Raw genomic sequence first — 26762 nt, forward strand, 5'->3', positions numbered from 1 at the left:
GGGGATCCAGCGCGACGATGTTGCCGCGTCAGCGGCTCCTTAGGGCCTGCAAAGGGCCCTGGACGGGCATAGAGCGTCGCTTCGCGACATCAAGATGTGCTGGATCCCCTTCCCCTCCACTCGCTTCGCGAGTTGCGGCCGGGGATGACAGGGATGCGCGTGGAGGAACTCCGCACCCCCTCTCCTCAGTCCACCCGCTCCAGCACCCGCGCCACCTTCTCGGCGAGGCTCACCGCGGTGAAAGGCTTGGAGATCAGCTCGACGCCCTCGTCGAGGCGGCCGTGGTGGACGATGGCGTTGCGGGTGTAGCCCGTGGTGAAGAGCACCTTGAGGTCCGGGCGCCGCCGCAGGGCCTCGTCGGCCACGCGTCGCCCGTTGAGGGGCCCCGCCAGCACCACGTCGGTGAACAGGAGGGCGATCTCGGGATGGGCGTCGAGGAGGGCGAGGCCCGAGGGGCCGTCGCCCGCGGCGAGCACGCGGTAGCCCGCGTCCTCCAGGGCCGCGACGGTGAAGTCGCGCACCATGGGCTCGTCCTCGACCACGAGGATCGTCTCGCCGAAGCCCTCCTCCATCGCGGGCTCGGCGGGCCCGGCCTCGTCGGCGCCTGGCGCGCCCGCCCCGCGCAGGCGCGGGAAGTAGAGCTTCACCGTCGTGCCCTCGCCGATTTCCGAGTAGATCGCCGCGTGGCCGCCCGACTGGCGCATGAAGCCGTAGACCTGCGAAAGGCCCAGGCCCGTGCCCTTGCCCACGGGCTTCGTGGTGAAGAAGGGCTCGAACACCCGGTCGCGGATGTCGGGGGGCATGCCGCCCCCTGTGTCGCAGACGGCGATCATGGCGTATTGGCCCGGCTTCACGTCGCCCCGGGCCACCGCGGCATAGGTCCCGTCGAGGTGGGTGTTGGCGGTCTCGATGGTGAGCTTGCCGCCGTCGGGCATGGCGTCGCGGGCGTTGACGCACAGGTTCAGGATCGCGTTCTCGACCCCGCTGAGGTCGGCCTCCGCCTGCCACAGCCCGCCCGCCGTCACGGTCTCGATGGCGATGTTCTCGCCGAGCGTCCGGCGGATGAGGTCGGACATGCCGCCCACGACCCGGTTGAGGTCCACGGCCTGCGGCTGGAGCGGGGACTGGCGGGAGAAGGCCAGCAGGCGGTGGGTGAGCGTCGCGGCGCGTTGCGCCCCCTCCAGGGCGTGGCCGATGTTGCGCATCAGGCGCGGGTCCGCGGGGCCCGTCTCGAGGCGCCGGCGGGCCATGTCGAGATGGCCCGTCACCACGGTGAGGAGGTTGTTGAAGTCGTGCGCCACGCCCCCGGTGAGCTGGCCCACCACCTCCATCTTCTGCGACTGGCGCAGCTGCGCTTCCAGCTGGCGCCGCTCCGTGATGTCGCGCCCGGCGGCGTGGAACAGGCTGCCCTGCGGGATGCAGGTCCAGCTGTACCAGCGGTACTCGCCCGATTTCGCCCGCACGCGGATGTCGACGTCGCGCACCGACTCGCCCGCGACGAGCCGCTCGAAGGCGCCCCGCGTCGCGGCCACGTCGTCGGGATGGGCGAGAACGTCGAAGCGGGTGCCGACGAGCTCGGCCGGGCGAAAGCCCAGCGCCTCCTCCCAGGCGGGGTTGAGGCTGCGGTAAAGGCCGTCGAGGCCACAGATCAGGAAGAGGTCGCGGCTCGTGCGCCACACCAGGTCGCGCTCGGCGGTGGCCTCGGCGACGCGCTCCTCCAGGTTGGCGTTGAGGTCGCGCAACGCCGCTTCCGCGGCCTTCAGGGCCTGCACGTCCGTGCAGGTGCCGTACCAGCGCACGATCCGCCCGGCCTCGTCGCGCACCGGCAGCGCCCGGCCGATCACCCAGCGATACTCCCCCGAGCGGTGCCGCAGGCGATACTCGATGTGGTAGGGCTCGCCCGTGGCGAGGCAGCGGCGCCAGGCGCCCCAGGCGCGCTCCTGGTCGTCGGGGTGGAAGATGTCGTTCCAGGCCGCGCCGTCGGTCGAGCCCTCGGGCACGCCGGTATATTCGTACCAGCGGGCATTGTAGTAGTCGTGGAAGCCGTCGGGCCGGGTCGACCAGATGAGCTGGTCGATGGAATCCGCGATGGCCTGGAACCGGGCCTCGCTCTCGCGCAAAGCCGCCTCGCGGTCGCGCAGGGCGGTGGAGGCGGCGGCGAGCGCGGCGCCGATGTCGTTCGCCTCCCGCAGGCCCGTGGCGACCGGCGGGACGGGGCCGCCCTGCCCCAGGCGCTTCGCCGCGTCGGCGAGCTGCACCAGCGGCCCGGCGATGCCGCGGGCGAACCAGGCCGCGAGCGCGCCCGACAGGCCGAGCACCAGCGCCGCGAGCCCCAGCAGCACGAGGGTGAGCCGCCGCAGCGGCCCCGCGACCACGTCGGAGGGAACGCCCACCGCCACGCGCCAGCCCGACAGGGCGGAGCGGGCGTAGGCGCCGAGCACGGGGGTGCCCTCCAGGGTCGCGCCGGTCCACAGGCCGCCCTCCCCCGTGGCCTGGGCCCGCAGGTCCGGCGTCGCCTCGCGGCCGACGAAGCGCTCGTGCTGGCGCCCCCGGGCGATGATCCGGTCGCGCCGGTCCACGAGGGCGATGGTCCACTCGGGCGGCGAGCCCATCGCCAGGATCTCGGCGAGGCGGGCGGGGTCGAGGGCGATGTTGAGGGAATAGGCCGGCACCCCGTCCCGGAGCACGGGCGTGGCGACGAGCACCAGGAGCTGTCCCGTCGCCCGGCCGGTGTAGAGGTCCGAGGCGACGGTGCGGCCGGTCTCGAACACGTCCCGGTCGACGGCGAGGATGACCGGATCGGTGCTCACCGGCAGCGGCGCGCCCGGCGGCAGGGCGGTGTTGACGATCTGCTGGCCCGTGCGGTCGCGCATGGCGACGAAGGTGCCTCGGGTGCGCAGGACGGCGCGGGCCTGGGCGTCGAAGGCCGCGAGGCTGCCGCCGGGCGCGAGCGCCGGCGAGGTGGCGAGCGCCTCCAGAGCCGCGCCGAGCCCCGTGAGCTCGCGGTCGACGGCGGCCGAGATGCGCCGGGCGAGCTCCGCCGCATCGGCGCGGTACTGCTCCTGCTCGCCCGCCGAATAACGCGCGAGCAGGATCGCCGCGAAGGCGACCAGCGGCACGAGGACCGCCGTCACGAGCAGGATGAGCCGCGCGCGCGTGGACATGGCGCCGCCACGGGTAACCGACGAGGATGACACGGGCGGTGCTGTTCTTGGTTCTAGGGGGCCCCGGGCCGGTTCCTATCCGACTCCCGCACCGGCCGTCCAGCGGACCTCCCGGCCGCCCTCTCAGCCCCGGCGCCCAGGCTCCGGCGCCGCGCCCTGGACCTGCGGGGCGGGCTCGGGCTGGGGAGCGCGGCGGGGGCGCTCGGTCGCGGCGGCGTCGGGATAGCGGCGGCGATACTCGGCGAGGAAGTCGGCCAGCGTATCGGCGCTCGTGACCCGGCGGGCGATGTCGCGGAAGGCGCGGGTGGGAGCGGCGCCCGGGCGGGTCAGGACGGCGAAGCCCGCGGCGTCGCTCGAATCCGCCATCTTCGGCGCGAACTTCGCCCGCAGGCGGTCGAGCGCGATGGGCTCGTCGCCCAGCGCGTAGGCGATCGCGGCCCGCATCACGTCGGTGCGGTCGCGCTCGGCAAGCGGCTCGGGGCCCTGCCAGCGGGTGCCCGCGAGCGCCTCGTGCGCCTCTCCCACCTCGCGCCAGCGCCGGCCGGTCCACAGCACGTCGGCGCGCAGCCGGTCCACCTCGGGGCCGCGCTCGTCGGCGAGCACCTCCAGGGCGAGATCGGTGCGGGAGAGGTCGGAGAGCGCGCGCGCCTCCAGCAGCATACGGGCCCGCTTCACGGTGCGCGGCAGCTCGGGCAGGCGGCTTGCATGCAGGGCGGCCAGTGCCGCGGCAGGCTTTCCGTCCATGAGGCGGATCGTGGCGAGCCGCGCCGCCACGGTGGCGCGGGCGGCGCCGTTCAGGCGGTTGTCGACCTGGTGCTGGAGCAGGTCGCCGGCCTGGGCCAGGAGGTCGAGCTCCACGAGGCGGTCGGCGAGGCGGCGCACGATCTCGTCGCCCCGGCGGCCGATGGGGAGGAAGTCCTTGAAATCGAAGAAGAGGCCCAGCGCCTCCAGCCGGGTCAAGGTCTCGCCCCGGCCCGACAGGAACAGCTCGTCGAAGAGCCGCGCCGTCTCCTCGTGCAGCCCCCGGGTGATCTCGTGGTCGGGATAGATCCGGTTCGCCTGGCGGGCGGTGACGAAGGCCTCGCGCCAGCGGCCGGCCTCGGCGTAGAGGCGCCCGAGCCGCCCCAACGCCGCGATCTCGATGCCGTCGCCGCGCCAGGCCACCGCGAGCGTCTCGTAGCGCGCCACCGCCTCGGCGGCGTCCATCACGCCCTCCGCCGTGGCGAGGTCGAGCCAGCGCAAGGTCGCCTCCGCCGCGAGCGGCCGCTCGGCGGTCTCGGCGATGCGCCGGAAGAGCGAGATCGCCACCTCCTTGCGGCCCAGCGCCTCGTCGAGGCGGGCGCGCAGGAGCTCGGGCTCGTCGCGCGGCACCACGCCGGGGTCGAGGCCGCGCACGGCGCGCAGCTCGTTCTCGGCATAGGTCATGTCGCGCATTTCGATCCCGGCGCGCGCCGCCAGCAGCCGCATGCGGGCCTGGAGCGCGTCCGGGTAGGCGTCGAGGGCGCCCGCGGCACGGCGGAAGCCCGTGAGGGCCGGGCCCCAGCGCTCGGCCCGGGCGTCCATGACGGCGCGCCAGAGGATGCCCTCGGGATCGTCGCCGAGATCGGGCCGCCCCAGGAGGCGGCGGGCCTCGTCGGTGCGGCGGATCTGGACCGCTGCGGCGGCCTGGAGCAGGGCGACGATGCGGTCGTCGGCGAGCGTCGGCTCATCCACCACCGCATAGGCCAGGATGCCGTGCGCCTCGTGGTTCAGGTCGTTCGCCAGGAGGAAGCGCGCGAGGTCGAGGCGGGCGCCCGTCCGGTCGGAGCGGGAGGCGCGGGCGACGCGGTCGAGGAGCGCCCGCTGGCGCTCCCGCACCGGGCCCTCGCGGTCGGCATCCCAGGGCCCGCGGGCGATGGCGGGATCGGCCGGGGGCGCGTTCGCCCCCTCGCCGCGCGCTTCCATGCCCGGCAGGGTGAGGGTGAGGCCCGAGCCCCGGGCGATGGTCACGCCGTCGAGGTCGGTGCGCACCGTGACGTCGTCGGCGATCGCCCGCACGGCGAAGCCGTGGGCGGTGGGCAGGAGCTCGACCTCGGTGAAGCGCTGGGGCTTCGCCGTGCCGCGCGCAGGAGGAAACGCCGTGACGAGGGCGATGCGCTCGCCCCCACCCTCCAGCCAGTGGACGCCGGAGGCGTCGCGCACGGGGATGACGAGGGCCGTGCGGCCGTTCTCGTCGACGGCGCGGGCGGCCGACAGGGGCTCGGCGGGCGATTGCGCGTCCGCCCCGAGATCGAGCACCCACGCCTCGCCCCGGGGGCTCAGGCGCACGGTGGCGGGGCTGGCGAGCGGCATCCGGACCACGGCGAAGGAGCCCTCGCGCGCCACCTCGGCGGCGCCCGCGATGCGCTCGGCCCCGGGGGGCAGGCCCGGCACGGCGACGCTGTCGGGGGTGTGGAACGCGAGGGTCACGAGGCCGGCGCGCTCGAAGGCGGCGGCGGCGGTGCGGCCCTTGAAGGGGAACACGATCTGAAGCCCCTCGCGCCCGAGCGTCGCGCCGGCGCGCACCGGCTCGGGGGCGGGCGGGCGTGGCGCGGGCTTCTCGGGAGCGGGCTTCGGCGCCTCGCGGACGGGCGCCGCCGGCTCGCGGGCGCCCTCGCGGGCGGCGTTGGCCGAGAAGGAGGGTCGGGGCGCGGGCTTCTCGGGGGCGGGCTTCTCGGACGCCGCCTTGGCGGCGTCCGGCGCGGGCTCGGGCGCCTTGGTCGGCGGACGCTCGATGTCGACCACGTAGGTCTCGTCCTCGCGAAAGCCCCGCGCCGTGCGACCGGGCTCCAGCTGGAGGCGCACCACGAGGGTTCCGCCCAAGGTCTCGCCCGTGAGGCCGCGGACCTGGCCCAGCAGCCTGGCGCGGGCGTCGCTCGCGTCGAGCGTCAGCGGCCCGTCGAAGCGCAGCTCCACGGCCTCGCCCTCGGCCTTGAAGTCGATCGGCACCACGCCGGGCGGCTCGAAGACGATGCGGGTGAGCGTCGGCAGCACGGCGACGTGCATCGCCACCGGCTTCGGGATCTCGACCTTGCGGCGCATGGCCTCGGCCTGCGACTTCGCCTCGGCGACTTGCGCCCGGCGCACGAGCTCCGCCACCACGTCGGGCGGCAGGGAGGGCGGCAGGCCGGTCCAGGTCTCGGGCAGGAGGTCGATGAACACCCGCTCGCCGGCCTCCAGCACGTTCGGCCGGTAGGCGGCGTTGAGGGCGACGCGAAAGCCGGTGCCGTCGGGGTCGCGGCGCACGTTCGACACGTAGGCCGGCATCTCGACGCCGAGCCGCTCCGTGCGCAGGGCGGAGGCCTCCCCGAAGCCCACCACGAGGATGCCGTTCGACACCCGCGCCGTGACCTTCACGGGGCGCTCGAACACGAGCTCGATGCGCCCGAACCGGCTCATCTCCGCGCCGCGCACCGTGACGGCGCCCGCTCGCGACGAGGCGACGCCGACGAGGGTGAACAGGGCCGCGAAGGCGAGCACGACCAGCAGCCGGGAGAGCCCCGCCACCACCCGCTCGCCCAGTCCTGGCCCCTCCTCCCGCAACGCCCGCCGCTCCCGCCGCCCGCCCAGGCGGGCGGATTCGGCCCTTGTTTTAAGGGATCGGGGTGAAGGGGTGCTTAATCGGGGCGTGTGCTCGCCGTGCGGGGAAGCGCCCCGTCGGGTGCCGATCGCGGCGACGAGCGTGAAGGCGGCGCTGTCGCGCCGCACCCCCCTCTCCATCTCTCCCCCGCAAGGGGGGAGAGGGATCTCGGGCATCAGCGATCCAGATCTCTGGAAGCAAGGTGAGACGGGCGTGCGCGCCCTCTCCCCCCTTGCGGGGAGATGCCCCGTCAGGGGCAGAGGGGGGTCGGCGAGGCGATAGCCTCGCCGCGCGACCGAACGATCAAGTGATCGCTCGACCGGTGTGTGGTCGCGGCGCCGGCGCGCCGCACCCCACTCTCCATCTCTCCCCCGCAAGGGGGGAGAGGGATCATCGGCAGTCTCGATGGAGATCTCTGGATGTCTGTTGAGAGGGGCATGCGCGCCCTCTCTACCGGGTATGGAAGGAGCACGAGCCGAAAGCTCTGCAGTTCACTTACAGATATCGTCCCCGCAGCTTCGGTCCCACGCGCCCTACGGCCCCCGCCGCGGCGGGGAATCGATCGCCGGGAGCTCGTTCAGCGGCTGCGGGGCGGCGGCCTTTTCCGGCGCGGGGGCGCGCGAGCGGTTGGCAAGGGCGACGGTGAGCTTCTCGGCGGCCTCCGGCGACATGACGGCGAGGACCTCCGCCATCTTGCGGGGGTTCATCTGGAGAACGACGGGCACGAGGACGTCGTGGGCCAGGCGGTCGAAGACGCGGGCGGCGTCCTTGGGCTTCATGGTCTCGTACATGAGGACGAGGTTCTTCATCGCCGTGTCGGCCTCGGGCTTGCGCGCGCCCGGACCCTCGCCCCGGTCCTCGATGGTCTTCAGCTCGTTGATGCGGCCCTCGATTTTCTTCTCGGCGTTCTCGAGCAGGCGCTCGCGCATGTCGAGGTCGCGGGCGCGCAGCTGGAGCTCCTCGCGCCGCTCGCCGAGCCGCTCCAGGAGCGCGCGCTCGGCGGGCGAGGAGGCGGCCGGGATAGCGTCGGCGGGGCGCGGGCTTGGGGCGGGCTTCGCGTCGGCGGTCTTAGGGTCGGCTTTCGGCTCCGCCTTGTCGGGGGTGGCGCCCGTCGCGACGACCTCGGGCGGCACGTAGTTGGTCCGCGCATGGGCGAGGACGCGGGCGAAGCCCGGCGCGTCGGCCGACGCCACGGCCGGGACGGCCGACGGCGCCGGGCTCTTCAGGGCGAAATCCAGCCCCTTGAGCCCGAGCAGCGTCAGGGCCGCCACGGCCACCGCGTCGACGAGGCGCAGGCGTCCGCTCATGCGGCGCCGGTCCGGGCTTCGAGGCGTCTCGCGGCCCGGTCGGCGAGGGCCTGGGCCGCCGCGGCGGCCGCGCTGACGCGGTCCTCCGGCGCGGGGGCAGGCGGCGGGGGAGCCTCGCGTGCGGGCTCGGGGGCGCCGACCGCGCGCCGCGAGGTCTCGACGATCTGCATGATGCGGCCCATCACGGTCTCGCCCGCCTCCACCTGCTCGGCGAGATCGGCGGCGTAGCGCTCGGCGGTGCGAAGACGCTCGGCGAGCGTCCGGTCGCAGTCCTGGAGGGTGGAGCGCAGGCCCTGGATCGCGCGCTCCGCCGTGCCGCTCGCCTGCATGAGCTCGCCGATGGTGGCGCGAAGCGCCGCTTCGTCCGCCTTGAGCCGCGCGATGCGCCGGGACAGCCCCACCGAGGTCACGATGGTGGCCGCGAGCAGCACCGCGACGAGGGCGTCGGCGAGGAGGAGGATCACAGGGCTCATGCGGGTCAGCCGTCCTTGTTGTTCTTCATCGAGGCCTCGAAGGCCGCGAGCGTGGTGCGCGAGCGCCGCAAGGGGCGCACGACCTGCACCGCCATCTTGTCGTCGACCCGCCCCACGCGGCCCTGGCTGAGGGTCCAGTCGCCGCAGCGCAGGGTGATGAGTTCGTTCGGGCGCGAGTCGAACATGAGCGTGTCGCCGACCTCCAGGGACAGGACGCGCTTCAAGGGCAGGCGCACCTCGTGCAGCACCGCCTCGATCTCCACGTCCGCCTGCCAGATCTCCGTGGCGAGGTGGCTCTCCCAGATCGAGTCGCGCCCGAGCTTCTCGCCCATGAAGCTCTGCAGCAGCAGGTCGCGGATGGGCTCGATGGTGGCGTAGGGAAACAGGATCTGGAGCAGGCCGCCGCGGCCCTCCATGTCGAGCTTCAGGTCGATGAGGATCGCGGCGTTGGCGGGCCGGGTGATGGTGGCGAAACGCGGGTTCGTCTCGATGCGGTCGACGTTGAAGCGCACCGGCGAGAGCGGCGCGAAGGAGGCCTCGCAATCGGCGAGCACCAATTCCACCATGCGCTTGACGAGCTGCGTCTCGATCGTGGTGAAGGGCCGCCCGTCGAGGCGCGTCGCCGAGCCGCCGCGCTTGCCGCCCAGCAGGAGATCGAGGGCCGAATAGGCGAGGTTCGATTCCACCGTGACGAGGCCCGTCCCGTCCCAGGCCTCGGCGTGGAACACGGCGAGCTGCACGGGCAGCGGGATCGAGTTGAGGTAGTCGCCGAACCGGACCGAGGTGATGTTGTCCAGCGTCACCTCGACGTTGTCCTGGAAGAAGTTGCGCAGGCTCGTGGACAGGAGGCGGACCATCCTGTCGAACACGATCTCGAGCATCGGCAGGCGCTCGTACGAGACGACGCCCGAGTCCACGATGGCGCGGATACCGCCCGCGCCCGTCGCCGACGTCTCGTGCTGCGAGAAGCCGAGGATCTGGTCGATCTCGTCCTGGTTGAGCACCCGGTCGGCGCCCGCCATGTCGGGCGAGTCGTCGGCCATGCTCTCGTCGATCATGGTCGCCCATTCGGCGGCCATGTCGCTCGCGGCCCCCGAGACGCCCTGCTCGGCAAGGGCCGCGCCCCAATCGTCCTCGAGGCCGTCCCCGGCCCCGCCCTTCTCGTTCTGCTCGATGAGGGCTGCCGCCCAATCGTCCTCGATCGCGTCGTCGTCGGCCATCGCGGGGTCTCCTTACTGGACGACGATGTCCTTGAAGAGCACCGCGTCGACCCGCACCGGGTGCAGGGCGACGTTGACCCGGCGGAGCAGCTCCTCGCGCAGGCGGTAGACCCCCGCCGAACCCTCCAGGTCGGAGGCCCGCAATTCGCGCACGAAGACCTGGAAGGCGTCCTCGACGCGAGGCAGCATGGGGGTGATCTCCTTCACGAGGAGCGGATCGTTCACCTCCAGCGCCACCTTGAACTTCAGGAAGCGCGAGCGCTCCTGGTTGGGCTCGGGGGCGAGGTTCACCACCATCTCGCGCACGTCGAGGAACGCCACGGCCTTCTTGACGGGCTTCTCGTCCGCATGCGGCTTGCCGCGGCCGAGAAAGAACCAGCCCCCGCCGCCCGCCGCGGCCAGCACCGCGACCGCGCCGCCGATGACGAACTTGCGGCGGCTGGGCTTGGCCTCGCCGTCGGGCGCCTCGTCCTCGCTGGTGTCCTTCTTCGCCATGCCGTCCGGCCCCTCGGATGCGCCCCTCGCCCGGGGTCTGCGCCATGCTCCACCTTCCCGCGATCACGGTTAATGGCGCGTTAAGCACGGCACTTTTTGCCGGGTTGGGGGGGGTCCCGTGTCATCCCCGGCCGGAACTCGCGAAGCGAGTGGAGGGAAAGGGGATCCAGCACAATGATGCTGCCGCGGAGCGGCACGCGTTGGCCCGATAAGGGCCCTGGACGGGCAAAAGGCGTCGCTTCGCGACATCAAGATGTGCTGGATCCCCTTCCCTTCCGCCGCTACGCGGCTCCAGCCGGGGATGACTCGTGGAGTGCGCAACCCCTGTCATCCCCGGCCGGAGGCGGCTTGTCCGCCGGAGGGGAAGGGGATCCAGCGCTATAATCTTGCCGCGTAGCGGCACGCCTTGGCCCGCAACGGGCCCTGGACGGGCAAGAGGCGTCGCTTCGCGACATCAAGTTATGCTGGATCCCCTTCCCCTCCACCGACCTGCGGCCGGTTCCGGCCGGGGATGACACGGGAGCGCGTGGCGGTCGGCAGGATTTGCCTGGACGGAACTGCCGCGAACCGCCTATGCGCCGTGCCCCGCCCGACGGCTCCTCTACCTAAGCCTCTGTCTGGGTTCATTTTTCCCATCCCCCACCAACCTGGCACGCCCCATGCAACACCCCTCATGCCGGGTCCGCGCTGGGGAGCGTCGAGGAGCCGGTGGGGATCGAGGAAGGACGGGGGCGGTTCATGGAGAACGCGCTTCTCATCGGGTTGTCGCGCCAGGTGGCGCTCGCCCGTGAGCTCGACGTGATCGCCAACAACATGGCGAACGTCAACACGAACGGCTTCAAGGCGCGCGAGTCGCGCTTCGCCGAGCACCTGATGCCGACCGCGCGGGCCGACGCCTTCCAGCGGCCGGACCAGCGCCTGTCCTACGTGATCGACGCGGGGACGCCGCTCGACACCTCGGCGGGCATGATCGAGCGTACGGGCAACCCCCTCGACGCCGCCATCAAGGGCGACGGCTACTTCGTGGTGCAGACCGCGCAGGGCGAGCGCTTCACCCGCAACGGCGCCTTCGAGATCAACCCGCAAGGCCAGCTCGTCACGAGCGACGGCCACGTGGTGCAGGGCGAGAACGGCGCCATCGCGATCACCCCGCAGGAATCGGGCCTCGTGATCGGCGCGGATGGGACGATCTCCTCGAACCAGGGCGTGCGCGGCCGCCTGCGCCTCGTGCGCTTCGCGGACGGGCAGTCGCTCAAGAACGAGGGCGCGAACCTGTTCTCCTCCACGGCGCAGGCCCAGCCCGCGGGCGCCACGAGCCGGATCGAGCCCGGCGCCGTCGAGCGCTCCAACGTGAAGCCGGTGCTGGAGATGTCCCGCCTCATGGAGGTGAACCGCTCCTATGCGGGCGTCGCCGGCATGCTCTCCAAGATGGACGAGCTGCGCCGCGCCGCCATCCAGCGCCTGTCCGAAGCCGCCTGAGCCACAAAGAAGGAACCAGCCCATGCGCGCGATGCACACCGCCGCCACCGGCATGATGGCCCAGGAGCTCAACGTCCAGGTCATCTCGAACAACATCGCCAACCTGCGGACCACCGGCTACAAGCGCCAGCAGGCCCATTTCCAGGACCTGCTCTACCAGACCATGCGCCGCTCCGGCGCCGCCACCTCCGACCAGGGCACGATGGTGCCGGCGGGCGTGGAGATCGGGTCGGGCGTGAAGACGGTCTCGACGGCCCGGGTCATGACCCAGGGCAACGTCACGCAGACCGAGAAGGACTACGACCTCGCCATCCGCGGCGAGGGCATGTTCCGGATCCGCATGCCCGACGGGCGCACGGGCTACGCCCGCGACGGCGGCTTCAACCTCGACGCGCAAGGGCAGCTCGTCACCAAGGAGGGCTACCTCGTGGAGCCCGGGATCACGATCCCGCAAAATGCCACCAAGGTGACGATCAGCCCGCTCGGGCTCGTGCAGTACGTGCCGCCGGGCAACAACCCGCAGCCGACCGACGTGGGCCAGATCCAGCTCGCCCGCTTCGTCAACAAGGCGGGCCTGGAATCGATCGGCGACAACCTCTTCGTCGAGACCGCCGCGTCGGGCCCCGCGATCGAGGGCAATCCCGGCTCCGAGGGCTTCGGCAACCTGCAGCAGGGCTTCCTGGAGGAGGCGAACGTCAACGCCGTGACGGAGATCTCCTCCCTCATCGCGGCGCAGCGCGCCTACGAGATGAACTCCAAGGTCGTCACCGCCGCCGACCAGATGCTCTCCGCCACCACGCAGATGTTCCGGGGCTGACGCGCGATGATCATCGAACCCACCATCCCGGCGCTTCGCCGCCGCCATCCCGCCGGCCGGCACGGCCTCAGCGGCGGCGTGGTGCTGCGCGTCGCGCTCGCCGTCGCCTTCGTCTGCCTCGCCGCCCTGCCCGTGCTCGCCGGCACCCTCGCGCTGCGTCCCGAGATCGCGGCCCGCGGCGACGTGGTGACGCTCGGCGACCTCGTCGAGGGGGCGCCCGAGGCGCTCGCCGGCACCCCCGTCTTCCGGGCGCCCGCGCTCGGCGAGAGCGGCACGATCCAGGCGGCCCGCATCCTCGAAGCGGCGGCCCGCCATGGGCTTCGTGCGGTCGAGACCCGGGGCCTCACGCAGGTCGCGGTGCGGCGCGCGGGGCGGCGGGTCGACGTGGCGGAGGTCGAGGCGGCCGTGAAGGCGGCGCTCGAATTGCGCCACCAGGTCGATGCCCGCACGCTCGGCGTCCTGTTCGACGGCGCCGCGCCCCCGGTGCCGGCCGTGGCGGACGACGCCGCGCTGGTGGCCGAGGACGTCACCTTCGATCCGCGCACCCGCCGCTTCACGGCCCGCATCGCGCTTCGCGGCACCGAGGGGCGGATGCTCGCCCGGGTCGCGGGCCAAGCCATCGAGATGGCGGAGGTCCAGGTGCTCCAGCGCGGCTTCAATCGCGGCGACACGCTGCAGGCGGGCGACGTCGCGGTCGAGCGCCGCCCCCGCGCCTCGGTTCCCGGCGACGCCCTCGTCGACGGGAACGAGGTCGCCGGGCGCTCGGCGCGGCGCACGCTGGCGGCGGGCTCCATCCTGCGCAACGGCGACCTCCAGCGGCCCGAGATCGTGGCCCGCGGCGAGATCGTCACCATCGTCTACGAGGTGCCGGGGCTCGTGCTCACCCTGCGCGGCCGCGCCAACGAGGCCGGCGCCAAGGGCGACGTCGTCTCCGTCACCAATCCCCAGTCGAAGCGCACCCTGCAGGCGACCGTCGTGGCGCCGGGCAAGGTCTCGGTCCAGGCCGCGACCCCCGGCCCCGTCGCCCAGCGTCCCTGATCCCGCGAGCCCACGCCATGACCCCGATCCGCCTCCTCCTCCTCGCCTCGCTCACCGCCTCGCTCGGCGCCTGCGCGGCGACGGACCGCCTCGCCCAGATCGGCCGCGCCCCCGCGCTCTCGGCCATTGAGGACCCCACCGCCCAGCCCGGCTACAAGCCGGTCCGCCTCCCCATGCCCGACCCGCAGCCCGCCTCCTTCGCCTCGAACTCCCTCTGGCGCCAGGGCTCGCGCGCGTTCTTCAAGGACCAGCGCGCCACGCAGGTGGGCGACCTCGTGACGGTGCGGGTGCGGGTCACCGACCGGGCGCAGTTCGACAACCAGAGCCAGCGCTCGCGCAAGAACGGCGAGGATCTCGGCGTCGGCAACATGTTCGGCTTCGAGGGCGAGCTCGGCAAGGTGCTCCCCGACGGCGTCCAGGCGGACGCGCTCGTCAAGGCGCAGTCCAACTCGTCGAGCGTGGGCGCGGGCTCGACCCGCCGCTCCGAGCAGCTCGTCACCAACGTCGCCACCGTGGTCACGCAGATCCTGCCCAACGGCAACATGGTGGTCGAGGGCAAGCAGGAGATCCGGGTGAACTTCGAGGTGCGCGAGCTCATCGTCGCCGGCATCGTGCGGCCGGAGGACATCGAGGCCGACAACACCATCGATTCCACCAAGATCGCCCAGGCCCGCATCGCCTATGGCGGCCGCGGCCAGATCACCGACGTGCAGCAGCCCCGCTACGGCCAGCAGGTGATGGACGTCCTCCTGCCGTTCTGATCCCCCTTCGACCGGACCGGCACGCTCCCCCCTGTCGCCGCCCGGTCGCCCGCGGCCCCGGTCTCCCCGCCGGGGCCGCTCCCCCTCCCCTCATGCCGAGGAGGCCTGCGGAGTCATTGCCATAGCCGTCCGGAGAGCGCTTGCGTGCCCTTCGAGGCCCCGCATTGGGGTCTGTCAGGACCAGCGGGTGAGGAGCCCGTCGTTCCGGGCCAGACCCTCAAGGCCCACTGGCAAGCGCCCTACTGCGCCGCCTCGGGCTGGCGCATGTCCTCGGGCCGCGACAGGCCGTCGCCGCCGGGGCGCATCTCGATCTGCCGGTCGTGGAAGGCGCGCAGGGTCGAGCGGTGGCCGATGGAGACGAGGGTCGTCCCGGGCAGGCGCTCGCCCAGCATGCGGTAGACGACGTCCTCGGTGGGCTCGTCGAGGGCCGCGGTCGCCTCGTCGAGGAGGAGCCAATCGGGCCGGGCGAGAAGGGCGCGCGCGACCGCGAGCCGCTGCTGCTCGCCGCCCGAGAGGCGCTGCGTCCAGTTGTCGGTCTCGTGCAGGTGCGCGGCGAGATGCGGCAGGCGCACGGCCTCCAGCGCGGCGGACGCCTCCTCGTCGGTGTACTGGTCCTCGATCCCGGGATAGGCCACCGCCGCCTTAAGGCTGCCCGTGGGCAGGTAGGGCCGCTGGGGCAGGAGCATCATCGAGGCCCCCTCGGGCGTGCGGATCGCGCCCTCGCCGAACGGCCAGATGCCGGCGAGCGCCCGGAACAGGGTCGACTTGCCCGACCCCGACGGCCCGGTGATGAGCACGCTCTGGCCGCGGCGCAGCGTCAGGCCCTCGATGCGGGCGATGGAGCGGCCGCCGGGGAGCCCCAGCAGGAGCCGCTCGATGCGCAGGTCCGCGCCGGGCTCGGCGGCCACGCTCAGATGCGAGGCGCTGGAGCGCCCGAGCGCCTCGGCGTCGGACATGGCGAGGTTGAACGTGGTGAGCCGGTCCACGGTCGCCTTGAAGGCCGCGAGCGTGGTGTAGGCCGTGATGAAGAACGACAGGGCCGATTCCACCCGGGCGAAGGCGCTCGCCGTCTGCTGGAACTGGCCGAGCGTGATCTTGCCCAGGAAGTAGGAGGGAGCGGCCAGGATGTAGGGGAACACCACGCTCGTCTGGGCATAGCCCGCCGTGAAGGTGGTGAGCTTCATGTTGCGCGACAGGATCTGGACGAAGTTGTCGACGATCCGGCGGAAGGAATGATCGAGGCGGGCCGTCTCGGCCCGCTCGCCGCGCAGGAGCGCGATCTGCTCGCTGTACTCGCGCAGGCGCGCCAGCGAGAAGCGGAAGTCCGCCTCCACCTTCTCCTGCCGGAAATCGAGGTCGATGAGCGGGCGCCCGATGAGGTGGGTAAGCCAGGTGCCCACCACCGCGTAGCCGATCACGAGCCAGACCAGGAGGCCCGGGATCACCATCTCGGTGCCCGGGATGATGAAGTCGCGCGAGAGGCCCCACAGGATCACGATGAACGAGACCAGGGTCGCGGCCTGGGACAGGAGGCGGATCGACAGGCTCATCGTCTGGACGACGAAGGTGGAGATGTCCTGCTGGATGCGCTGGTCCGGGTTGTCGGCGGCCTCGCCCGCGAAGGGGATGCGGTAATGCGTGCCCCGGTCGAGCCAGCGGTCGTAGGTTCTCTGGGTCAGCCAGGCGCGCCAGCGGATGCGCAGGGAATTGTCGACATAGACGTCGTAGATCGCGATCGAGATCCAGACCGTGGCGAGCGGCATGAAGATGCCGAGGAGCTGCCACCAGAAGGCGTCGGCGTTCTTCTGCTCCAGGGCGTTGAAGAGGTCCCGGTACCAGAGGTTCAGGCGGATCGAGAGCGCCACCTGGCTGAAGGTGATGACGATGGAGAGCGCGACCAGCAGGCGCCCGATCCGCCCCTCCGTGCGCCCCATCCAGGTGAAGGGGCCGCTGTCCCGGGAGGCGGGATCCTGCGACTCGAAATAGGGGTCGGCGATGGCGGTGATGGTGCGGATGACGGGCAGGAAGGACGCCCCGTAGATCAGCCCCGCGAACACCACGACGGCGGTCGCCACGAAGGAGGGCGGCAGCATGTCCCGGATCGTGCCGGGCAGGATCCCGAGGCCGCCGAGCAGCATGAGCGACGACAGGAACACGAAGCCCGCCGCGTAGGTGCCGATGAAGACCCGCACGAAGGCGGAGATCCGCTGCGAGGCGAAGACGATGCCCGCGAGCGCGAAACCGCTGAGCCCCACATAGAACGGCAGGGCCGCGGTGACGATGGACCCCACGGCGAGCACCACGAGGGAGTAGGCGACGAGCGCGAAAGCGGTCAATCGCATGCCGTTGTTCTGATATGCCACTGTGGTCTCCAGGCCGACGCGGCGCAGAAGGCCCGGAGGGGCCCGTCATGCGCCGGCGTGCAATCCATGCGCCCCGTGGCGGCATCAAGGCAAGCCGGAGACGGTTCCTCGACGCAGTGTCGCAGGGAGAGTTCCCGATGGCCGGGGTGATCGGCCCGAGCCGTCTCAGGCCGCGACGGCGCCCACGATGTCGTCCATGCGCTCGAACAGGACCGTCGGTGAGCGCTCGCGCAGGAAGTCCGGGTCCGCGTAGCCCCAGGACACCGCGCCCGAGGCGATGCCCGCCTGCGTGGCCGCCTCGATGTCGCGGGCCTCGTCGCCGATGGCGATGGTCTCCCGCGCCGCGATGCCGGTGAGCCGCATCACGCGCCCGAACTTCGCCGCCTTGCCGAACAGGGAGGCGCCGCAGGCGAACACGTCCACGAACCCCGCCACCTCGGGCCCCATGATGCGCCGGATGCTGTCCTCGCGGTTCGAGCTCACCACGGCCACGACGAGCCCCCGCTCCTTCAGCCCGCGCAGGAGCGCCTCCGCGCCCTCGAACAGGCGGATGCGGTCCGCATCCCGCGCCGCGAGGCCGCGCATGTGGTTGGCGACGAAGGGGAGCTTCCAGGCCGGGACGCCGAGGTGCCGGATGATGGCCCGGTTGTCCTGCCGGCGCAGCCGCGGGATGTCCTCGTCCGACACGGTTCTGAAGCCGTAGCGGAGCGCCACCCCGTTGATGACCCCGTGAAACCACGCCGCGCTGTCGGCAAGCGTGCCGTCGAAGTCGAAGATGACGAGCCGGTAGGGCATGGACACGCTCTCGTGTTCGCTCAAGAGCGCGGCCGTTTACGGATCGGCGCCGCCATGGTCAAGGCGGCGCCGGGTCGCGAGGGCTGGCGCCGGCGACGGGTCAGGAGCCCGCGCGGGTCGCGTTCCAGGCGCCCTCGGCGCCCCCGCCCTGCACGCGGCCCTCCATCCGGCCGCCGCTGACGCGGCCCGTATAGACCCGGTCGCCGGCCTTGAAGGCGATCTCCTCGCCGTTCATCCGGGCCTCGGTGACGGGAACGCTGGCGTCGCCCGTCTTCAGGGTGCCGGACAGCATCTGGAAGGTCTGGGTCAGGGCGAGCTCGCCCTCGCCCATGCGCCACGTGCCGCCCACCTTGGCGGGGACGATCCACTTGTGGGCGCGGCAATAGCTGGTGCAGGCGCCCTCCGCCGACACGGTCTGGTCGGGGGTCCACTCGCCCATGTCGAAGGTGTTCGACACCACCCGGGTGCCGGGCTTCATTTCGAGGATCGTCGGGCGCAGGCGCCGGTTGAGGTCGGGCAGGAGGAAGAGCGTGAGGACGGTCGCGCCCGTGAAGTCGGTCTGGAAGATGTCGCCGTGGACGAAGCTGGCCTTGTCGGCGACGCCCTCCTTCTCGGCGCTCTGCTTCGAGAGGGCCACGAGGTCGGGATTGTACTCGATGCCGAGCGCCTTCACGCCGCGCTTGGCGGCGGCGATCACCGTGCGCCCGTCGCCCGAGCCGAGGTCGATGAGGTAGTCGGCGGGGGTCACCTGCGCCATGCCGAGCATGCGCTCGATCAGGGCCTCGTGGGTGGGCACCCACACCACATCCTTGCCCTGCTGCCCCACCTGCGGGACGTATGGCGTCGCCGCGGGCGCGCTCGTCTGGGCGGCGGCAGAGCCTGCGGCGATCGCGGAGGCGAGGAGAGCGGCGGCGAGCGTGCGGACGGGAATCATGGGGCGTCTTTCTCCGGTGGGGCCGGTCGCGGCACGCGCGAGGATGGTGGAAAAGTGCCCTAGGGGAAAGGGGGGAGCGGACGCCCGGCGCGCAGCCCGCGCTCACATCGGCGCGAGCGGCCGCCTCACGCCCCGCGCAGGCGCAGGCCGCGGGGCGTCGAGGCGCGCTGGAGCGCGGCGAGGAACCCGTCGGTCGCAAGCGCGAGGGCCGCGGTGGCGAGCGCGCCCGCGAGCATCATGACGGGATCGTAGAGCTGGATGCCCGCGAAGATCAGGTCGCCGAACCCGCCCGCGCCGATGAGGGAGGCGAGCGGCGCCGCGCCGATGTTCACGGTGACCGCGGTCCTGAGCCCCGCGAAGATCACGGGCGCGGCGTTCGGCAGCTCGACCCGCCGCAGGCGCCCGGCCGCAGTCATGCCCATCCCGTCCGCCGCGTCGAGGAGGGGCGCGGGCACCCCGCGCAGGCCCGCATAGGTGTTGCGGACGATGGGAAGCAGGGTGGCGAGCCACAGGGTGAGCAGCGCCGGTAGAAGGCCGATCCCGAGCACGCTCATGGACAGGGCGAGGACCGCGAGGGTGGGCACCGTGGCGCCGACGTTCAGCACCTGCATGACGGGCTCCGCCAGGCGCGCGGCGCCCGGCCGGCTGAGCAGGATCCCGAGCGGCAGCCCCGTCGCGATGGCAAGACCCGCCGAGATCCCGACGAGGAGGAGGTGGCCTGCCGTGAGCGCGCGCAGGTCGGGGCCGTAGGTGGCAAGCTCGCCGATCCAGGCGGGCCGCACCGCGAGCGCCGCCGCCACAGCAAGCCCGATGAGCCCCGCCAGGAGGGCCGGACCCGCAAGCCGTCCGTTGAGGGCCGCGGCCCTCATTCGGCGGCGAGCGGCATGCGGCGGCCGGCGCGGCGCTTGAGGGCGCCCGCGATGCCGCGCGGGGTGACGTAGCCGGCGAGCCGCCCGTTGCGGTCGATGCAGGGCACGGCGTCGAGGCCGCCCGCCAGCATGGAGGAGGCCGCGTGGCGCAGGTCGTCCTCGGGCGAGACGGCGGGGCCCAGCGCCTCCATGTGGTCGCGCACGGTCCCCTCCGCCCCTTCGCGCACGCTCTCCAGGCGCAGGCGCCCGGCGGCCCGGCCGTCGGACGAGACGACGACGAGATCGGTCCGGCCCGCCTGCTCCATCAGGGCCGCTGCCTCGCGCACGGGCGCATCGGGCCTCAAGGATGCCGCCGCGTCGGCGGCGGGCTCGGCCACGAGCACGTCCGCCACCGTGAGGAGGCGCAGGTGCCGCAGGACCCGGTCCTCGCCCACGAAGGACGAGACGAAAGCGTCGGCGGGCCGGGCCAGGAGCGCGTCGGGCGTGTCGCATTGCACGAGCTCGCCCGCCCGCATGACGGCGATGCGGGAGCCCAGGAGCAGGGCCTCGTCGATGTCGTGGCTCACGAAGATCACGGTCTTGCGCAGGCGCTTCTGGAGCGCGAGGAACTCCTCCTGGATCGCGGCGCGGTTCACGGGGTCCACGGCGCCGAAGGGCTCGTCCATGAGGAGGATCGGCGGATCGGCGGCGAGCGCCCGGGCCACGCCCACCCGCTGCTGCTGACCGCCCGAGAGCTCGGCGGGGTAGCGGGCGAGGAGCCCCGGATCCAGCGCCAGGAGATCCATGAGCTCGCGCGCCCGCTGCCGCCCCCGGGCCGCGCTCCAGCCCAGGAGGTCGGGCACCACGCGGATGTTCTCCTCCACGGTCATGTTCGGAAACAGGCCGATCTGCTGGATCACGTAGCCGATGCGCCGGCGCAGGGCGACCGGGTCAAGGGCGTCCACGTCCTCCCCGTCCACGAGGATGCGCCCGGAGGTCTTCGGCACCAGCCGGTTGACCATCCGCATGAGGGTGGTCTTGCCGCAGCCCGAGGGCCCGAGCAGGACGCAGAGCTCGCCCGTCGGCACCTCGAAGCTCACGTCGCGCACGGCGGCCGTGTCGCCGTAGAGCTTGCTCACGGCCTGGAACGAGATCATGGGCGGGCCTCCGGGGGACGATGGAGCGGGTTGATGCGGAGCCGCTGCGCGGCGGTTCTTTCCGAGGCTGGATCCCGGATCTGCGATCCGCTCCGGCTGACGCCTGCGCTCCTCTTGTCCGGGAAAGTGGGCTGGGAGGTTCCGGAGACCGTGCTGCCACCCTCCCCCACTTTCCCGGACAAGCCCCGCGAAGCGGGGCGCCGATCCGGGATCCAGCGCAGGAAGCCGCGGCGAAGCCGCTCCGGTCCCCCCTCACCCATGACCAGCCTCCAGCCGGACGGGCGCCCGCCGCGAGAGGCGGTGCTGCACGGCGAGAACGCTCAAGTCCGCCAGGACGGCGAGGAGGCTCACGGCCAGGGCTCCCGTGACGAGCTGCCGCGGGTCGGTCTGGCTGATGCCGCGGCTGATGAGGACGCCGAGCCCCCCTGCCCCGACATAGGCCGCGATGGTCATGACGCCGATATTGGTGACGAGCGCCGTGCGGATGCCGGCGAGGATCACCGGCACGGCGAGCGGAAGCTCCACCCGGCGAAGGCGCTGGCGCCGGGTCATGCCCATGCCCCGCGCCGCGTCCCGAAGCATCGGGTCGACGCCCGAGATCGCCGCCACCGTGTTCCGCACGATGGGAAGCTGCGCATAGAGGAAGACGGCGATCACGGCGGGCAGCGGGCCGATGCCCTGGCCGACGATCGCGAGGATCGGCAGGAGGAGCCCGAACAGCGCGATGGAGGGCACCGTCGTGAGGGCGCTCAGGGCCCCGATCACGGCGCCCGCGATGGCGGGCCGGCGGGCGAGCGCGATCCCGAGCGGCACGCCCGTCGCCGTCGCGGCCCCCAGGGCCGTGAGCACCAGGCCGACATGCTGGCCCGTGAGCCGCAGGATCAGGTCCCAGTTGTCGAGGGCATAGGCGAGGATCGGCATGCTCTGGCCCGATGATGGCGCATGTGAACGATCTTGCCGAGCTTAGCGTTGCATGCGGGCCGGAAAGCTCAGCGCTTTTCCCCCGTCCCGGAGCCCCGCATGCGACCGTTCCCGCTTCGCCTGACCCTTCTCGCCGCCGCGCTCGTGGCGAGCCTCGCCCAGGCTCATGCCCAGTCCAAGCCCATCGTGGTGGGGGGCAAGAACTTCACCGAGCAGCTGGTTCTCGCCGAGATGACCGCGCAGCTGCTGGCCGCGAAGGGCATCAAGGCGGACAAGAAGGACGGGCTCGCGAGCGCGCTCCTGCGCCAGGCGCAGGAGAACGGCGAGGTCGACGTCTACTGGGAGTACACGGGGACCTCGCTCGTCGTGTACAACAAGGTCACGGACCGCCTCTCCCCGGCGCAGACCTACGAGCGGGTGCGCGAGCTCGACGGCGCGAAGGGCCTCGTCTGGCTCAAGGCCACCACCGCCAACAACACCTACTCGATCGCGCTGCAGGGGGACGAGGCCCGCAAGCGCGGGCTTCGCACCATCAGCGACCTCGCCAAGGTGGTGGAGAGCGAGCGCCTGAAGCTTGCCACCGACGGCGAGTTCGCCCGCCGCGACGACGGCCTCGTCGGCCTCCAGAAGGCCTACGGCTTCACCTATCCCCGCACCGGCCTCGTGCTCATGGATCCGGGCCTCACCTACGAGGCCCTGCGCCAGGGCCGGGTCGAGACGGCGGTCGTGCTCTCCACCGACGGGCGCGTGAAGGCCTTCGGCTTCGCGACGCTGGAGGACGACAAGGGCTTCTTCCCGAGCTACGTGCTGGCCCCCGTCGCCCGCAAGGCGGCCCTCGACGCGAACCCGCAGCTCGGGCCCCTCCTGGAGGACCTCTCGGGCCGCCTCACGGAGGACGTCATGCGCGGCCTCAACGCCGCCGTCGACGTGGACAAGCGCGACGTCCGCCAGGTCGCCGCCGACTTCCTGAAGGAGCAGCGGCTCGTCCAGTGACCTAGGGGCCGTTGAGGCCGCGGCTGGGGCGCCCTAGACTCAGCGGACATCGTCCGCCCGGAGCGCCGCTTGCCCCCCTCCCGACACCCGCGCCGGCATCGCGTCGAGGGGCACCGCTCCTCGCTCGCCGGCCTCGAGGCGATGACCATCGCCTCCGATCACCACTTCCCGCGCCATTCCCATGACGGGTTCGGCATCGGCGTCCTGAGCTTCGGGGCGCAGCGCTCCTGGAGCGGGATCGGCGCCGTCGAGGCCGGGCCCGGCGACGTGATCATGGTCAATCCCGGCGAGATCCACGACGGGATGCCCTTCGACGGCGGGGTGCGCGGCTGGCGCATGCTCTATCTCGACCCCGCCCTCATGGCGGCGGAGCTCGCGGACGAGACCGCGGCCGAGATCGAGATCGTCCGCCCCGTGGCCCGCGACCCCCGCCTCGCCGGGGCGTTCCACCACGCCTTCGCCCGCCTCACCGAGCCCGGCGCCGAGCCCCTGGCGCGGGAGGAGGCGCTGGTCGGCACCCTGGCCCACCTCCTGCGCCGCCACATTGTGAAGCCGCCGCGCGGACCCGAGCCGAGCCCGGGCGTGGCGCGGGCCCGCAAGCGGCTCGACGAAGCGCCGGAGCTCCCCGCCTCCCTCGCCGAGCTCGCCGCCCTGTCGGGCACCACCCGGTTCGGCCTCCTGCGGGGCTTCGTGCGCGAGGTCGGCATCACGCCGCACGCCTATCTGGTCCAGGCCCGCGTCCGCCTCGCCCGCCGCCTCATCGCGCGGGGCCTGCCTCCCGCCGAAGCCGCGCTCGCGTCGGGATTCTGCGACCAAAGCCACCTCACCCGCGCCTTCGTCCGCCAATTCGGCATCACCCCCGGACGCTACCGCGCGGCGCTGGGGTAATGGGGTGGGGGAGTGGGCTGGCCCCACCCTCCAACCTCGTCCTGAGGTGCCCTGCGGAGCAGGGCCTCGAAGGGTGGTCCAGCGGTCTCCCTCCGGCTCACGCATGTGGTGCGTGCTTCGAGACGCACTCTTCGAGCGCTCCTCAGCATGAGGGGGCGGAGGGATCCGCCCGCCCCCGAGAGGCTTCAATTTCGTTCAAGACGCCCCCTGGTGCAGCGCCCCACAACGGGCGCGACCTCGGAGGCCCCACGATGAGCCAACCCTACGTTCACGGATACGACGCGCTCGAGAGCGTGCGCCTGCAGGACCAGGCCGCGACCCTCGTCGCGCTTCTCCACGCCGACACCGCCTACCCGGACGGGAGCACGGTGCTCGAGGCCGGGTGCGGCGTCGGCGCCCAGACCGTCACGCTCGCCCGCAACAGCCCCGGCGCGCGGATCACCGCGATCGATGTCTCGGCGGCCTCGCTCGCGCAGGCGAGGGGCGCCGTCGCAGCGGCGGGGATCGGCAACGTCGCGTTTCGGCAGGCCGACCTCCTCGACCTGCCCCCCGACCTGGACGCCTTCGACCACGTCTTCGTCTGCTTCGTCCTGGAGCATCTGCCCCGCCCGCTCGACGCCCTCGCGGCGCTCACCCGCCGCCTGAAGCCCGGCGGCACGATGACCGTGATCGAGGGCGACCACGGCTCCGCTTATTTCCACCCGGCCAGCGAGGCGGCGAGCCGCGCGATCGCCGCGCAGGTCGAGCTTCAGCGCCGGGGCGGCGGCAACGCGCTCATCGGGCGGGAGGTCTACCCGCTCATGCGCGCCGCCGGCTTGCGCGACGTCCACGTGTCCCCGCGCATGGTCTACGTGGACGGCAGCCGCCCCGGTCTCGTCGACGGCTTCACGCGCCGCACCTTCACGGCGATGATCGAGGGCGTGCGCGAGCCCGCGCTGGCCGCGGGCCTCCTCTCGCGGGACGAGTTCGACGACGGGATCCGGGCCCTTCACCGCACCACGGAGCCCGACGGCACCCTCTGCTACACGTTCTTCAAGGGGGTCGCGCGCAAGGCCTGAGGCGCGGGACCGGAGCTCGGCCGGAACCATGGCCGTTTCCGGGGGTTGGCCCCTTGTCGCGTGTCCGCGTTTCCGCGCTGTGTATCAAGGCATGCGATCAGAGATGCGAGCATGCCCCTCCGATCGCCGATTCAGCTGCGCCCAGGTTCGATCAGGCCAGGCCCGCTCGAGCCGGCCACGCGCCTGCGCTCGCCCGGCCCCGCCCGCCGCATCCTCCCGCCGATCCTCGCGGGCCTCTTTCTTCTCGGCGCCCTTGCCGCGATGTGGTTCAGCCTGCGCCCGGGCGCCACGCACCCCACGCCGCCCGCTCCCCTTCGCGAGATCGCCCCGCCTCCCCCGGCGGCACCCATCCCCCGGGCTCCGGCCGAGCGGATCCCCGCCCCGCCGCCCGTGATCGCCCCTCGCCCCGCGCCCCCTCCGGTGGAGCGCGCTCCCGCGACGCCGCCGCCCGTGAGCCCGCCGGCCCCGGCCCCATTGGAGGCGCGCCCGCCGAAGCCCACTGCCCCGCCGGAGCCGACCGTCCCCGAGCCGCCGCCGGTGGGCACCCCTGACGTTCCGCCTCTCCCGGCGAGCCAGGGTCCGCCACCGCCGATGTCGGCCCTCCCCATGCCGCCCGTGCCGGAACCCGCTCAGGTTCCGCCGCCCGAGCCCGTCCTGCGCCTGCCGCCGGAGGTGCCCCCGGCCGTCGTGCCCCCGCCGGAGCCCGCAGCCCCCGCACCGCGCGTCGACATCCCGCCGCCGCCTCCCGTCGAGAGCGCCCCCGAGATCCCCGCCTTGCGTCCCGAGCCGCAGGCGGCACCGGAGCCCCCAGCCGCTGCGCCCCGTGCCGAGCCCGAGCCGCCGCCGCCCGTGCCCGAGGCCCCCCGCGCCGAGGCGGCGCCCGAGCCGCCGCCCCTCCCGCCGGCCCGTCGGGACGATCTCGATCAGGTCGCGCCGGAGCCGCCGGCGCCCGTCCGCCGGGCCGAGCCCGAGGAGACCGCCGAGCCGGAGCGGCCCGCAGCCCGCACGCCCTCGATCCGCCGTCCCGCAACCCGCGAGGCGGCCCCGGGCGGCCGCGGCCCGCCGCGTGCGGCGAGGCCCGCGCCCCGCCGCGCGCCCGAGGAGACCACCGGCTCGACGGCGGCTCCCAGGCGACCTGCCCCGCGCCCGGCGCGGCCCGCGCCGAAAGCCGCCCCGCGCGAGGGCGCGACCAAGCCGTTCTCGCTGCCCTCGGTGCTGCGCCCGAGCGACTTCTAGGGCCTCGGTCGCGCGCGTCAGGTCCGTTCGCGCACGGCCGCGCTGAACCAAATCGAAGCGTGGGCGTTCCTCCGCCAATGCCGCACAGCCCTGAGGATCGCCCCATGCACCGCATCGTTTCCATGCTCCCGGTTCTTGCCGCGACCTTGGCCGTGTCGGCCTGCGTCAGCCCCCTCGCGCGGCAGGAGGCCCCGCTCGTGACGGCCAGCATCGCCGTCGCGGCCGCGCCGACCCCGAGCGAGTCGGCGGCCTCGTGGCAGATGCCCTGGCAGATCTCGCCCGTGACGATCCAATCGGAGGCGCGGGAGGAGACGGCGCTCGCCTGGGTGCCGCAGACGGGATATGTGCGCGGCAGCCGCGTCGCGCTCGCGAGCCTCGGGCGCCCGCTCGTGGCGGCCGAGGGCCCGAACCGCACCGTCGAGGCATGCCGGAACGTGGTGCAGAGCGAGGCCGCCAAGATCGGGGCGCGCGAGGTCGAAGCGGTCTCGGCCGGTCCGCACCGGCGCATCGCCGGCGGGCGCTATCAGGGGCCCGTCGAGATGAGGATCACCTATGCGCGGCCCGGCGGCTACGAGGTTCGCATGGCGCGCATGACCTGCGTGGTCGATTCGGGCGGCAAGATCGTCGACGCTTTCATCAACGAGGGCTGAGCGGAGCGCGTGGAGGCCCGCCCTGGATGGGGCGGTTCTCCCCCCTCTATCTTCCGTTCCGAAAGGCTTACCCAGACGTAGGGCCAACTCTCCACCCTCGTCCTGAGAGGCTGGCCCGGAATGTCAGCGGCGTGCGATGCGTCGGGTGAGGAGCTTGACGTGAGCGAGCCAGAGCCAGGCTTCTGCGCTGGCGATGGAGGCCTCGACGTCCTTGGCTAGGCGGCGGTTGCGGCCGAGCCAGGCGAAGGTGCGCTCCACCACCCAACGCCGGGGCAGGAGCTGGAAGCCCTTCACGCCGGGCGGGCGCTGGACGATGGTGATGGTCCAGTGTCCCAGATCGGCGAGCGCGGCGAGAAGCTTGGGGCCGCGGTAGACCCGGTCGGCGAGCACCTGGCGCAGGCCCGGCCGGCCCCCGTGCAGGGCCCGCAGGAGCGGCACGGCACCATGGCTGTCCTGGATGTTGGCTGGATGCACGCTGGCCTGCAGCACGAGGCCGCCCGTGTCGGTGACGATGTGGCGCCTGCGCCCTTTCACCCGCTTGGCGGCATCGGTGCCGCGCGGGCCGCC

General features: G+C 73.0%; 22 protein-coding genes. 9 read left to right on the top strand and 13 right to left on the bottom strand.

What is annotated here, in order from left to right:
• Positions 1-185: 185 nt before the first annotated feature.
• The 6 genes from F0L46_RS22595 to fliL all read right to left on the bottom strand — a co-directional run bounded on the left by F0L46_RS22595 (position 186) and on the right by fliL (position 10257).
• Entirely contained in the window at positions 186-3164 is a 2979-nt protein-coding gene (locus tag F0L46_RS22595) for a PAS domain-containing protein (RefSeq protein ID WP_149821878.1), read from the bottom strand.
• A gap of 123 nt (positions 3165-3287) precedes the next feature.
• Positions 3288-6689, bottom strand: a complete 3402-nt coding sequence (locus F0L46_RS26330) for a tetratricopeptide repeat protein (protein WP_188312098.1) — start codon at positions 6687-6689, stop codon at positions 3288-3290.
• A gap of 606 nt (positions 6690-7295) precedes the next feature.
• The gene (locus F0L46_RS22605; RefSeq protein WP_149821879.1) at positions 7296-8069 is read right to left on the bottom strand and encodes a MotE family protein; all 774 of its coding nucleotides are present in this window, start codon (positions 8067-8069) and stop codon (positions 7296-7298) included.
• Positions 8066-8542 carry a DUF6468 domain-containing protein gene (locus F0L46_RS22610; protein ID WP_149821880.1) on the bottom strand — a complete coding sequence of 159 codons (477 nt, stop codon included), beginning with the start codon at positions 8540-8542 and terminating at the stop codon, positions 8066-8068. The genes F0L46_RS22605 and F0L46_RS22610 overlap by 4 nt, the downstream gene beginning before the upstream one ends.
• A 5-nt stretch (positions 8543-8547) precedes the next feature.
• On the bottom strand, positions 8548-9762 hold the full coding sequence (gene fliM, locus F0L46_RS22615; RefSeq protein ID WP_149821881.1) for a flagellar motor switch protein FliM: 1215 nt from the start codon (positions 9760-9762) through the stop codon (positions 8548-8550).
• 12 nt (positions 9763-9774) lie between these two features.
• Positions 9775-10257: a flagellar basal body-associated protein FliL gene (gene fliL, locus F0L46_RS22620; RefSeq protein WP_149821882.1), complete on the bottom strand. Its 483-nt coding sequence runs from the start codon at positions 10255-10257 to the stop codon at positions 9775-9777.
• Between the two features lie 738 nt (positions 10258-10995).
• On the opposite strand from fliL, the gene flgF reads away from it, so the two are divergent.
• The 4 genes from flgF to flgH are packed head-to-tail and all read left to right on the top strand — an operon-like array spanning position 10996 to position 14352.
• A complete protein-coding gene (flgF, locus tag F0L46_RS22625; RefSeq protein ID WP_149821883.1) occupies positions 10996-11736 on the top strand; it encodes a flagellar basal-body rod protein FlgF in 741 nt (246 codons plus the stop codon).
• Between the two features lie 22 nt (positions 11737-11758).
• A complete protein-coding gene (flgG, locus tag F0L46_RS22630) occupies positions 11759-12553 on the top strand; it encodes a flagellar basal-body rod protein FlgG (protein WP_149821884.1) in 795 nt (264 codons plus the stop codon).
• A 6-nt stretch (positions 12554-12559) separates the two neighbouring features.
• Positions 12560-13591: a flagellar basal body P-ring formation chaperone FlgA gene (gene flgA / locus F0L46_RS22635; protein WP_149821885.1), complete on the top strand. Its 1032-nt coding sequence runs from the start codon at positions 12560-12562 to the stop codon at positions 13589-13591.
• 17 nt (positions 13592-13608) lie between these two features.
• Positions 13609-14352, top strand: a complete 744-nt coding sequence (gene flgH / locus F0L46_RS22640; RefSeq protein WP_149821886.1) for a flagellar basal body L-ring protein FlgH — start codon at positions 13609-13611, stop codon at positions 14350-14352.
• Between the two features lie 239 nt (positions 14353-14591).
• On the opposite strand, the gene F0L46_RS22645 is transcribed toward flgH, so the two are convergent.
• The 6 genes from F0L46_RS22645 to F0L46_RS22670 form a co-directional block, all read right to left on the bottom strand.
• Positions 14592-16694: an ABC transporter ATP-binding protein/permease gene (locus tag F0L46_RS22645; RefSeq protein WP_149821887.1), complete on the bottom strand. Its 2103-nt coding sequence runs from the start codon at positions 16692-16694 to the stop codon at positions 14592-14594.
• A gap of 186 nt (positions 16695-16880) precedes the next feature.
• On the bottom strand, positions 16881-17510 hold the full coding sequence (locus F0L46_RS22650; protein ID WP_149821888.1) for an HAD hydrolase-like protein: 630 nt from the start codon (positions 17508-17510) through the stop codon (positions 16881-16883).
• Between the two features lie 100 nt (positions 17511-17610).
• Complete coding sequence (locus F0L46_RS22655; protein ID WP_149821889.1) at positions 17611-18444, bottom strand: class I SAM-dependent methyltransferase; 834 nt, start codon at positions 18442-18444, stop codon at positions 17611-17613.
• Between the two features lie 125 nt (positions 18445-18569).
• Complete coding sequence (locus F0L46_RS22660) at positions 18570-19313, bottom strand: ABC transporter permease (protein ID WP_149821890.1); 744 nt, start codon at positions 19311-19313, stop codon at positions 18570-18572.
• The gene (locus F0L46_RS22665; protein ID WP_149821891.1) at positions 19310-20449 is read right to left on the bottom strand and encodes an ABC transporter ATP-binding protein; all 1140 of its coding nucleotides are present in this window, start codon (positions 20447-20449) and stop codon (positions 19310-19312) included. The genes F0L46_RS22660 and F0L46_RS22665 overlap by 4 nt, the downstream gene beginning before the upstream one ends.
• A gap of 252 nt (positions 20450-20701) precedes the next feature.
• Positions 20702-21370 carry an ABC transporter permease gene (locus F0L46_RS22670; protein WP_149821892.1) on the bottom strand — a complete coding sequence of 223 codons (669 nt, stop codon included), beginning with the start codon at positions 21368-21370 and terminating at the stop codon, positions 20702-20704.
• Between the two features lie 99 nt (positions 21371-21469).
• On the opposite strand from F0L46_RS22670, the gene F0L46_RS22675 reads away from it, so the two are divergent.
• From F0L46_RS22675 to F0L46_RS22695, 5 genes are all read left to right on the top strand, one after another.
• Positions 21470-22363 carry a glycine betaine ABC transporter substrate-binding protein gene (locus tag F0L46_RS22675; RefSeq protein WP_149821893.1) on the top strand — a complete coding sequence of 298 codons (894 nt, stop codon included), beginning with the start codon at positions 21470-21472 and terminating at the stop codon, positions 22361-22363.
• Positions 22364-22432: 69 nt separating this feature from the next.
• Positions 22433-23251 (top strand): helix-turn-helix domain-containing protein, encoded by an 819-nt coding sequence (locus F0L46_RS22680; RefSeq protein ID WP_240540119.1) that lies wholly within the window; start codon positions 22433-22435, stop codon positions 23249-23251.
• 251 nt (positions 23252-23502) lie between these two features.
• Positions 23503-24309: a methyltransferase domain-containing protein gene (locus F0L46_RS22685; protein ID WP_149821894.1), complete on the top strand. Its 807-nt coding sequence runs from the start codon at positions 23503-23505 to the stop codon at positions 24307-24309.
• Positions 24310-24420: 111 nt separating this feature from the next.
• Positions 24421-25545: a hypothetical protein gene (locus F0L46_RS22690; RefSeq protein WP_149821895.1), complete on the top strand. Its 1125-nt coding sequence runs from the start codon at positions 24421-24423 to the stop codon at positions 25543-25545.
• A gap of 104 nt (positions 25546-25649) precedes the next feature.
• Positions 25650-26195: a hypothetical protein gene (locus F0L46_RS22695; protein WP_149821896.1), complete on the top strand. Its 546-nt coding sequence runs from the start codon at positions 25650-25652 to the stop codon at positions 26193-26195.
• Between the two features lie 123 nt (positions 26196-26318).
• On the opposite strand, the gene F0L46_RS22700 is transcribed toward F0L46_RS22695, so the two are convergent.
• Positions 26319-26762, bottom strand: a 444-nt coding sequence (locus F0L46_RS22700) for an IS5 family transposase (RefSeq protein WP_149821897.1), incomplete at its 5' end; no start/stop codon positions are given.

The organism is Salinarimonas soli (genome assembly GCF_008386575.1).
Lineage (GTDB): Bacteria > Pseudomonadota > Alphaproteobacteria > Rhizobiales > Beijerinckiaceae > Salinarimonas_A > Salinarimonas_A soli.

What these genes read in the sequence shown, in the direction of transcription:
- F0L46_RS22595 (WP_149821878.1), bottom strand. Translation starts at nt 3,164, where the DNA reads ATGTCCACGCGCGCGCGGCTCATCCTGCTCGTGACGGCGGTCCTCGTG.
- F0L46_RS22605 (WP_149821879.1), bottom strand. Translation starts at nt 8,069, where the DNA reads ATGAGCGGACGCCTGCGCCTCGTCGACGCGGTGGCCGTGGCGGCCCTG.
- F0L46_RS22610 (WP_149821880.1), bottom strand. Translation starts at nt 8,542, where the DNA reads ATGAGCCCTGTGATCCTCCTCCTCGCCGACGCCCTCGTCGCGGTGCTG.
- fliM (WP_149821881.1), bottom strand. Translation starts at nt 9,762, where the DNA reads ATGGCCGACGACGACGCGATCGAGGACGATTGGGCGGCAGCCCTCATC.
- fliL (WP_149821882.1), bottom strand. Translation starts at nt 10,257, where the DNA reads ATGGCGAAGAAGGACACCAGCGAGGACGAGGCGCCCGACGGCGAGGCC.
- flgF (WP_149821883.1), top strand. Translation starts at nt 10,996, where the DNA reads ATGGAGAACGCGCTTCTCATCGGGTTGTCGCGCCAGGTGGCGCTCGCC.
- flgG (WP_149821884.1), top strand. Translation starts at nt 11,759, where the DNA reads ATGCGCGCGATGCACACCGCCGCCACCGGCATGATGGCCCAGGAGCTC.
- flgA (WP_149821885.1), top strand. Translation starts at nt 12,560, where the DNA reads ATGATCATCGAACCCACCATCCCGGCGCTTCGCCGCCGCCATCCCGCC.
- flgH (WP_149821886.1), top strand. Translation starts at nt 13,609, where the DNA reads ATGACCCCGATCCGCCTCCTCCTCCTCGCCTCGCTCACCGCCTCGCTC.
- F0L46_RS22645 (WP_149821887.1), bottom strand. Translation starts at nt 16,694, where the DNA reads ATGCGATTGACCGCTTTCGCGCTCGTCGCCTACTCCCTCGTGGTGCTC.
- F0L46_RS22650 (WP_149821888.1), bottom strand. Translation starts at nt 17,510, where the DNA reads ATGCCCTACCGGCTCGTCATCTTCGACTTCGACGGCACGCTTGCCGAC.
- F0L46_RS22655 (WP_149821889.1), bottom strand. Translation starts at nt 18,444, where the DNA reads ATGATTCCCGTCCGCACGCTCGCCGCCGCTCTCCTCGCCTCCGCGATC.
- F0L46_RS22660 (WP_149821890.1), bottom strand. Translation starts at nt 19,313, where the DNA reads ATGAGGGCCGCGGCCCTCAACGGACGGCTTGCGGGTCCGGCCCTCCTG.
- F0L46_RS22665 (WP_149821891.1), bottom strand. Translation starts at nt 20,449, where the DNA reads ATGATCTCGTTCCAGGCCGTGAGCAAGCTCTACGGCGACACGGCCGCC.
- F0L46_RS22670 (WP_149821892.1), bottom strand. Translation starts at nt 21,370, where the DNA reads ATGCCGATCCTCGCCTATGCCCTCGACAACTGGGACCTGATCCTGCGG.
- F0L46_RS22675 (WP_149821893.1), top strand. Translation starts at nt 21,470, where the DNA reads ATGCGACCGTTCCCGCTTCGCCTGACCCTTCTCGCCGCCGCGCTCGTG.
- F0L46_RS22685 (WP_149821894.1), top strand. Translation starts at nt 23,503, where the DNA reads ATGAGCCAACCCTACGTTCACGGATACGACGCGCTCGAGAGCGTGCGC.
- F0L46_RS22690 (WP_149821895.1), top strand. Translation starts at nt 24,421, where the DNA reads ATGCCCCTCCGATCGCCGATTCAGCTGCGCCCAGGTTCGATCAGGCCA.
- F0L46_RS22695 (WP_149821896.1), top strand. Translation starts at nt 25,650, where the DNA reads ATGCACCGCATCGTTTCCATGCTCCCGGTTCTTGCCGCGACCTTGGCC.